This is a genomic window from Saccharothrix obliqua, assembly GCF_019375475.1.
Classification (GTDB): Bacteria; Actinomycetota; Actinomycetes; order Mycobacteriales; family Pseudonocardiaceae; genus Actinosynnema; species Actinosynnema obliqua.
The window spans coordinates 238,486-245,631 of record NZ_JAHXGQ010000012.1 but is presented as its reverse complement, the minus strand read 5'-3'; the positions used below and the strand labels follow the sequence as shown (position 1 = coordinate 245,631).

Here is a 7,146-nt window from a genome sequence, read left to right as displayed (position 1 = left end):
CGTCCCGGCCGCGGCGCGGCGGGTGTTCGCCCCACACCCGGTCCAGCAACCGCTCGACGGGCACGGGCCGGTTGGCCTCCGCCAACAACACGCCCAGGACGCCGCGCTGCCGGGGATGCCCGAGGTCCACCGGCGCACCGTCCCGGTACGCCCGCACACCACCGAGCACCCCGAACTCCACCACCATCACGAACCCCCGAACCACGCTTCCTTCCCGTGTCAAACCGGGATACCAGTACGCTCCCCGAGTTCAGGTCGATCGCCGGGATTTTCCCCCGGTCGGCCCTCCACCGGTGGTCCCAGGCCGGTCTCGGACCCCCGAAAGCCCGGAGCGGGTGCACACGTCGCTCTCGGCCAACGGACGGTTCGGAGGTCACACCACGGCAGGACCGTCCACGTCGACGGGAATCACTTGCGTTGACACCATTGAAACCGGATGGGAGCCATGTCCGCCGCGGCCGACGGCATCACGGTGGCCCTGGTGATGGCCAGCGCCACCGCGAGCCCTGAGACCGTCGTCATCGAACCCGGCCGCGTAGGCCACCGCGATGGTCACCCGGTTCGCCGACCTCGCGACTTCGAGGATCTCGGCACGCGTCAACAAATGCCCGGCTGGCTCCTTCTGCATCTACCGCGACTACCGCGGAAAGGGCTCACCGCAGACAGCAGGCTGGTGGTCGCCTACAGGGGCCGGGCGACCACCTCCGTGCCCCTGTCCTGATGGTCGACCCACCGGGACCAGCCTGCGGTCGCGGCGATGTCGACCGGGCCCACCGTGGCCGGCACCTCGACGAAGGTGCGGCCGTGCCGGCGCACCCACAGCGCGCGGCACCCGGCGTCGACCTCGGCCAGCAGCCTGCGCAGCGACCAGACCTTGCCGGACCGGACGGCCGGGCGCACACAATGTCCAGCCGGGCACGCCGCCCACCGTCCCGGGTTATCCGGCCGGGCATCTCAACTCCGGGGCCCAACCCCGGGCGCGGCACCAGGCCACGACCGCGTCGGTCACCGCTTTGGCCGCCTCCGCTGTGGACAACCCGGCCAGCCGGACCGCAACCAGGTCCCGGCCGAGGGCGGTTGCCAACGCGATGGTCTCCACCAGGTGTTCCCCGGCGTGTTCGGCGTTCGACCTCACCACCACATCGTCCCGTGCACCGGGACGCCGAGGCCACCCTCCGACCGAGCGGCCGGCGCGCGCCAGGGGCTGCTCCGGTCATGCGACCGGTTTCCCCCGTTGGATATCCGTGTCCGCCCAACGGCTCTCACCAAGGGGTGACCGGGCACTGTTGCTGGCACGGGCGTGACGCCGCGACTGCCGACCGCGGCCGGACAGGCGGGCGTGGCGGCGTCGCCGACATGTACCGGGTTCCGCAGCCCACGGTGTCCCACGCCTACCTGCCGATCGTGCCGCTGTTGCCCCGACTGCTGCGCCGCCATGTGCCGAGCCTGGCCGACGCCACCCGCGGCCGTGTCCTGTTGGTGGACGGCACCCGGCGACGACATCCCGTCATCCCAGATCATCGAGTTTCGGCCGAGGCACGCCGACGAACGGTAGCGCCTGGTCGGCAGCGTCGAGAAGCTGCTCGCCGCACTGCGCCTCGCAACGCCCGATCGTGAAGCCGCAGCAGTGGGCGTGGCTGACGGATCTCTTGGCTTTCGATGTGTGTCAACCTCGCCACCGCACCCGCGTCCGCGTCTGTCGCCCGCTCGATCCACGTCGCCTGCCGGCTGAATCGAGCGGTCAACCCGTAGGGCGAGTACGTGTGAATGCCTGTGGAAGACTGCGGTGGTGCGCATTCCCGGTTACGTGGAGGGGTTCGTACCGGCAGTTCCGGACGACATCCTGGTGGATCGAACCGATCTGGTCGGCGATCCGGTGTTCTGGGCGCTGTTCCTCATGTCGACCGGCGGCGCCGACTCCGCGGCGGAGGCGTTCGACGTCGACCCCGCGGACATAAGCGCGTTGTACGAGGACCTGGGCGACCAGGACCGGTGGCCGGTGTTCACCGTTCCCGTTCGCGGCGGTCACCGCGTGCACCTCGTGTGGTGCAACTTCCCGGACGACAGCGGTCACGACTACCTGCTCAGCCCGTCCGACGACCGACCGGCCGTCCCCCTCGCCCACCTCAGCGGCAACTTCCGCGGTCCGGGCCTGTCCTGGGACGAACTCGTCGCCACATCACAGCAGCCCGATCCCACGCTGAGCGCCGCCGCCCGCCTGCTGCTCCTCCTCCCGGCCACGGGTGATATCGCCACCCCACCCACCGCACACGACCTCGTCGCCGCCGCGCTCACGGCCGTCGGCGCGAGACGCCACCAGCGCGCGGTGGCGACCGAACTGCTCACCCACCGCCATTACTGGCCGCCCGCCGACTGGCACACCACCGGGGGTGTGTCCTGGTGCTCCGGGCAGTACACCTACCGCACCCGCGACAACCCCGACGTACGCCTGTTCACGGCCGCCTTCGGCTGATCCGTCCGAGCAACGTCCGATCAAGGCACCTGGTGCTCCAACCGTCTCCCCACGCCACCCAAGCGGCGCGTTGCAGCAGGGTGAACGTTGCCTGATGCGGCACTGGGAGTAACACACCCACCCTTCCGTTCTCGAACGGAACTAGCCTCGAAGTCGTGTACAGCAACGCGATCGGTGAGTTCCTCAAGGCCAGGCGCGCGCAGGTGCGGCCGGAGGACGTCGACCTGGCGCCCGGCACCCGCAGGCGGGTGTCCGGCCTGCGCCGGATCGAGGTCGCGCTGCTGGCCGGCGTAAGCACCGACTACTACGTGCGGCTCGAGCAGGGCCGCGAGCGGAACCCGTCGCCGCAGGTCATCGACGCGCTCGCGCGGGCGCTGGACCTCGACGAGGAGGCCAGGGCGTACCTGCACGACCTGGCCAGGCCCCGCCCGCGGCCACGTGCGCGGAAGGAGCAGGTCAGCCCGGCGCTGGTGGCCATGATGGCCGCCTGGACCAGCACTCCCGCGGTCGTGCTCGGGCGGTGCATGAACGTGCTGGCCCACAACCAACTCGGCGAGGCTTTGTTCGCCGGCCACACGTACAGCAATGACCTGGTGCGGCTGGTGTTCCTCGACCCGGACGCCCGCGACTTCTACCCGGACTGGGAACGCGTGGCCGTCAACACCGTCGGCGGCCTGCGCTCGCACACCGACCCCGACGACCAGCGGCTCATCCGGACCGTCGGGGAACTGTCGCTCAAGAGCGAGGACTTCCGCAGGCTCTGGGCCCGGCACGACATCCGCCAGAAGACCCGGGAGACCAAGCGTTTCCGGCACCCGCTCGTCGGGGAGCTGACCCTCACCTACGAGTCGCTCACCGTGAACAGCGCACCAGGCCAGCAACTGGTCGTCTACCAGGCCGACCCCGGCAGCCCGTCCGCCGAGGCGCTGTCGCTGCTGGGAAGCCTGACCGCGCGCTGAGTTCGTATCTCGCACGGACCGGGGCTCGCCCCTGCCCGAAAAAGGAGAATTCATGACCTCCGTTTGGTTCGTCACCGGTTGCTCGACCGGTCTCGGTCGCGCGATCGCGACGGCCGCACTCGACCGCGGCCTGCGTGTCGTGGTCACCGCCCGCGACCCGGAGCAGGTCGCGGACCTCGGCTCGAACGAACGGGCCCTGGTACTCCCGCTCGACGTCACCGACCACGCCCAGGTCACGGCCGCGGTCGCCACGGCCGAGGACACGTTCGGCCGCATCGACGTGCTGGTCAACAACGCCGGCTACGGCTACCTGGCCGCCATCGAGGAAGGAGAGGACGCCGAGGTCCGCAATTTGTTCGACACCAACGTGCACGGGCTCGTCGACGTCACGAAGGCCGTGCTGCCAGGTATGCGGGCCCGCCGGTCCGGTCACATCGTCACCATCTCGTCCCTGGGTGGGCTGGCCGCGTTCGGCGCGACCGGCTACTACCACGCGACGAAGTTCGCGGTCGAAGGTCTGTCCGAGTCGCTCGCCGCCGAGGTCGCGCCGTTGGGGATCCGCGTGACGATCGTCGAGCCGGGCGCGTTCCGCACCAACTGGTCGGGCCCGTCGATGCGCCAGTCCGCGACGGTCATCGACGACTACGCCGAGACCGCGGGCGCGCGTCGGACCGCAACCCTTGCCACGTACGGACATCAGCCCGGCGATCCGGCACGTGCCGCGCAGGCCGTGCTCACCGCGGTCGAGTCGGACGAGCCGCCGCTGCGGTTGCTGCTCGGCAAGGCCGCCTACGACATCGCGACCGCTCGCCTCGACACGCTGCGCGCCACGTTCGACGAGTGGCGTTCGCTCACCCTGTCCACCGACTACCCGGAGAACTGACATGAAGGTCGTGCTCATCACTGGTGCCAGCAGCGGGATCGGCCACGCGACCGCACTGCGCCTTGCGCGCGAAGGACACCACGTGGTCGCCAGCGCGCGACGGGAGGACCGGCTGGCGGAGCTGGCCGGCGAGATCCGCGCCGACGGCGGCAGCGTCGAGACCCGGCGACTGGACGTGACCGGCCGCGAGGAGGTCGCGGAGTTCGTCGACGGTGCGGTCGAGCGGCACGGGCGTGTGGACGTGATCGTGAACAACGCGGGCGTGATGCCACTGTCCCGAATGGACTCACTGCTGGTCGACGAGTGGGACCGGATGATCGACGTGAACGTGCGCGGGTTGCTGCACGGGATCGCCTCAGCACTGCCACACTTCCAGCGTGCCGGCAGCGGTCACTTCGTGACGGTGGCGTCGATCGCCGCGCACGAGGTGTCGCCGACGGCAGCCGTCTACGCCGCCACCAAGCATGCCGCCTGGGCGATCACCGAAGGGCTGCGGCAGGAGCTGGAACCGGGCATCCGCGTCACCACGGTCTCGCCCGGCGTGGTGGAGTCCGAACTCGCCGACACCATCACGGAGGCCGGTGCCAGGGAATGGATGCGCACTTACCGTGCGAACAGCATTCCGTCGGACGCCATTGCCGAAGCCATCTCGTACGCGATCAACCAACCGTCCGGTGTGGACGTGAACGAGCTGGTGATCCGGCCGGTACGGCAGCGGTAGTAGCGGTACGGCACCCGGGCGGCCACCGCCGCTTCCTCGCCGCCCTCCAGCTCCATCGCGAGCCGGACGCTGTTCTCGGCCGGCGAGTCGACGACGCGTGCTCAGCCTGATCTTGCCGCCCACCGGCGCGGGCGCACTGGTTTCCCAGCCCGTTCCAGCCGCGCTCAACGCCACCCGTGCGGGTGATCATGGCGGTGCTCAGACGGGATGGCGCCCGACCAACGCCGTGTCGGCGGCTTGGTGGTGGCGGCGCGATTCGCTTCCGCCGATTGCCGGAGGTCCGGTCAGGTGCGGCTCGACCCGGGACGGTCTCGGCTCGTTGTGCTGGTGCGCGGGTTCGAGTCGGCGGATGGTGTGTGGTCGAGGGCCGCTTGGACGAACGTGGAACCGCTCCAGCAGTACCGGGCGCCCCGGTCGTGGTGGAACTGGCTGGCGGCCAAGTCGGCCGGAGCCCTCGGGCTGGTCGTGGGCTTGTTCATCCCGGTCATCGGTGTCGCGGCAGCGGTGGGGCCGATCCTGTACTTCCTCAGAGCGGCGGCCACGACGGTGCGGACGCACTCCTACCAGACCACCCGCTGCCGCACCTCGCACCGGCCGCCGCGACGCTGGTGCGGCAACTGGCTCGATGAACATCCGCTCATGCCGCGGAGCGTGCGATTCGTGTGCCGGCTTGGCGGTGGGGCGGGGACGCCGGTCCCCGCCCCACCCTGATTTCCTGGTACGGAGTGAGTGGGCGGTCCCTATCAGGGCTGTTGGCGGGCGGGCACCTGCTTGACGACCTGGCGGTGGTCGCCCGGGCAACCACGCAGCCGGCTCCCTTGAAACGGGTAGCGACTGTTGTTGCGCACCAACATCCCCTAGGGCCTGTCTTCAAATGTGATCAAGCGGTGTTGGATCATGTGTGTCGTGGTGCGTCGTCATGAGTTGTCGGATGTCGAGTGGGCTGCGTTGTCGCGGTTTCTGCCGGGCTCGGGGACCGTGGGCAGGCCCCGCTCGGACGACCGTGTGGTGCTCAACGGGATCGTGTGGAAGCTGCGGACCGGCTCGGCGTGGCGGGACGTGCCGGAACGCTACGGCTCCTGGCAGACCCTCTACACCCGTTTCCGCAGGTGGGCGTTGGACGGGACGTTCTCGCGGATGCTGCGGGCGGTCCAGGCGGAGCACGACGCCGCCAGCGACCTGGACTGGCTGGTGTCGGTCGACTCCACGATCGTGCGTGCCCACCAGCACGCCGCCGGAGGCAAAAGGGGGCGCGCGGCCACGGCGAGGCGGGTGATCACGCCCTCGGCCGATCCCGCGGCGGATTGAGCACCAAGCTCCACTTGGCCTGCGACGGTCGGGGCCGCCCGCTCGGGTTCGTGCTGTCGGGCGGCAACGTCAACGATTGCACCCGCTTCGAGCAGGTGATGGAGGCGATCCGTGTCCCCCGGATCGGGTCGGGCGGTCCGCGAACCCGCCCCGACCACGTGATCGCCGACAAGGGCTACAGCTCACGCGCGATCCGCGCCTACCTGCGACGACGGGCCATCCGGCGCACGATCCCCGAACGCGTCGACCAGGCCGACGGCCGCCGCAACCGAGGCTCACGCGGCGGCCGACCACCTTCCTTCGACCACCGCACCTACCGACTCCGCAACGTCGTCGAACGCTGCTTCAACCACCTCAAACAGTGGCGGGGCCTGGCCACCCGCTACGACAAGACCCGCGAGTCCTACCAGGCGGCGGTCACCATCGCCTCGATCCTGCTCTGGATCTAACCTTCGAAGACACGCTCTAGCCGTCGTCGCGGACATGTACCGGGCCTCCCTACCCACGGTGTCCCGCGCCCACCGGCGGATCGTGCCGCTGCTGCCCCGACTGCCGCGCGCCAAGCCTGGCCGACGCCACCCGTGACCGCGTCCTGCGTCGACGGCACCCCGGTGCCCACCGGCCACAGCAGAACGAAAACGACCCGGCCAAATCGGAAGCCACATCGCCGACGACCACCCCCATGGGCAACGCTCACCGAGTGGTGGCGATGAGCCAGAGCTCCACCTGGCCCGCCTGTCGGGACGAAGCGGTCCGCTCGGCTCGCCGCACGGGGGCACGCGACGACGCACCGGCCGTCAAC

7 protein-coding genes and 1 pseudogene are annotated in these 7,146 nt (G+C 70.2%); 6 read left to right on the top strand and 2 right to left on the bottom strand.

What is annotated here, in order from left to right:
• On the bottom strand, positions 1 to 205 hold a 205-nt coding region (locus KZQ38_RS30935), incomplete at its 3' end, for an AfsR/SARP family transcriptional regulator (RefSeq protein WP_443706246.1).
• Positions 206 to 681: 476 nt separating this feature from the next.
• A complete protein-coding gene (locus tag KZQ38_RS30930) occupies positions 682 to 900 on the bottom strand; it encodes a hypothetical protein (RefSeq protein ID WP_219447106.1) in 219 nt (72 codons plus the stop codon).
• 946 nt (positions 901 to 1,846) lie between these two features.
• On the opposite strand from KZQ38_RS30930, the gene KZQ38_RS30925 reads away from it, so the two are divergent.
• The 6 genes and pseudogenes from KZQ38_RS30925 (at position 1,847) to KZQ38_RS30900 (ending at position 6,793) form a co-directional block, all read left to right on the top strand.
• On the top strand, positions 1,847 to 2,473 hold the full coding sequence (locus KZQ38_RS30925) for a hypothetical protein (protein WP_219447104.1): 627 nt from the start codon (positions 1,847 to 1,849) through the stop codon (positions 2,471 to 2,473).
• Between the two features lie 155 nt (positions 2,474 to 2,628).
• Entirely contained in the window at positions 2,629 to 3,432 is an 804-nt protein-coding gene (locus tag KZQ38_RS30920) for a helix-turn-helix domain-containing protein (RefSeq protein ID WP_219447102.1), read from the top strand.
• A 52-nt stretch (positions 3,433 to 3,484) separates the two neighbouring features.
• Positions 3,485 to 4,315, top strand: coding sequence for an oxidoreductase (locus tag KZQ38_RS30915; RefSeq protein ID WP_219447100.1), 831 nt, complete (start codon positions 3,485 to 3,487; stop codon positions 4,313 to 4,315).
• A gap of 1 nt (position 4,316) precedes the next feature.
• Entirely contained in the window at positions 4,317 to 5,036 is a 720-nt protein-coding gene (locus KZQ38_RS30910; protein ID WP_219447098.1) for an SDR family oxidoreductase, read from the top strand.
• A gap of 207 nt (positions 5,037 to 5,243) precedes the next feature.
• On the top strand, positions 5,244 to 5,747 hold the full coding sequence (locus KZQ38_RS30905) for a DoxX family protein (protein WP_219447096.1): 504 nt from the start codon (positions 5,244 to 5,246) through the stop codon (positions 5,745 to 5,747).
• 186 nt (positions 5,748 to 5,933) lie between these two features.
• A pseudogene (locus KZQ38_RS30900) lies at positions 5,934 to 6,793 on the top strand (IS5 family transposase).
• Positions 6,794 to 7,146 lie beyond the last annotated feature (353 nt).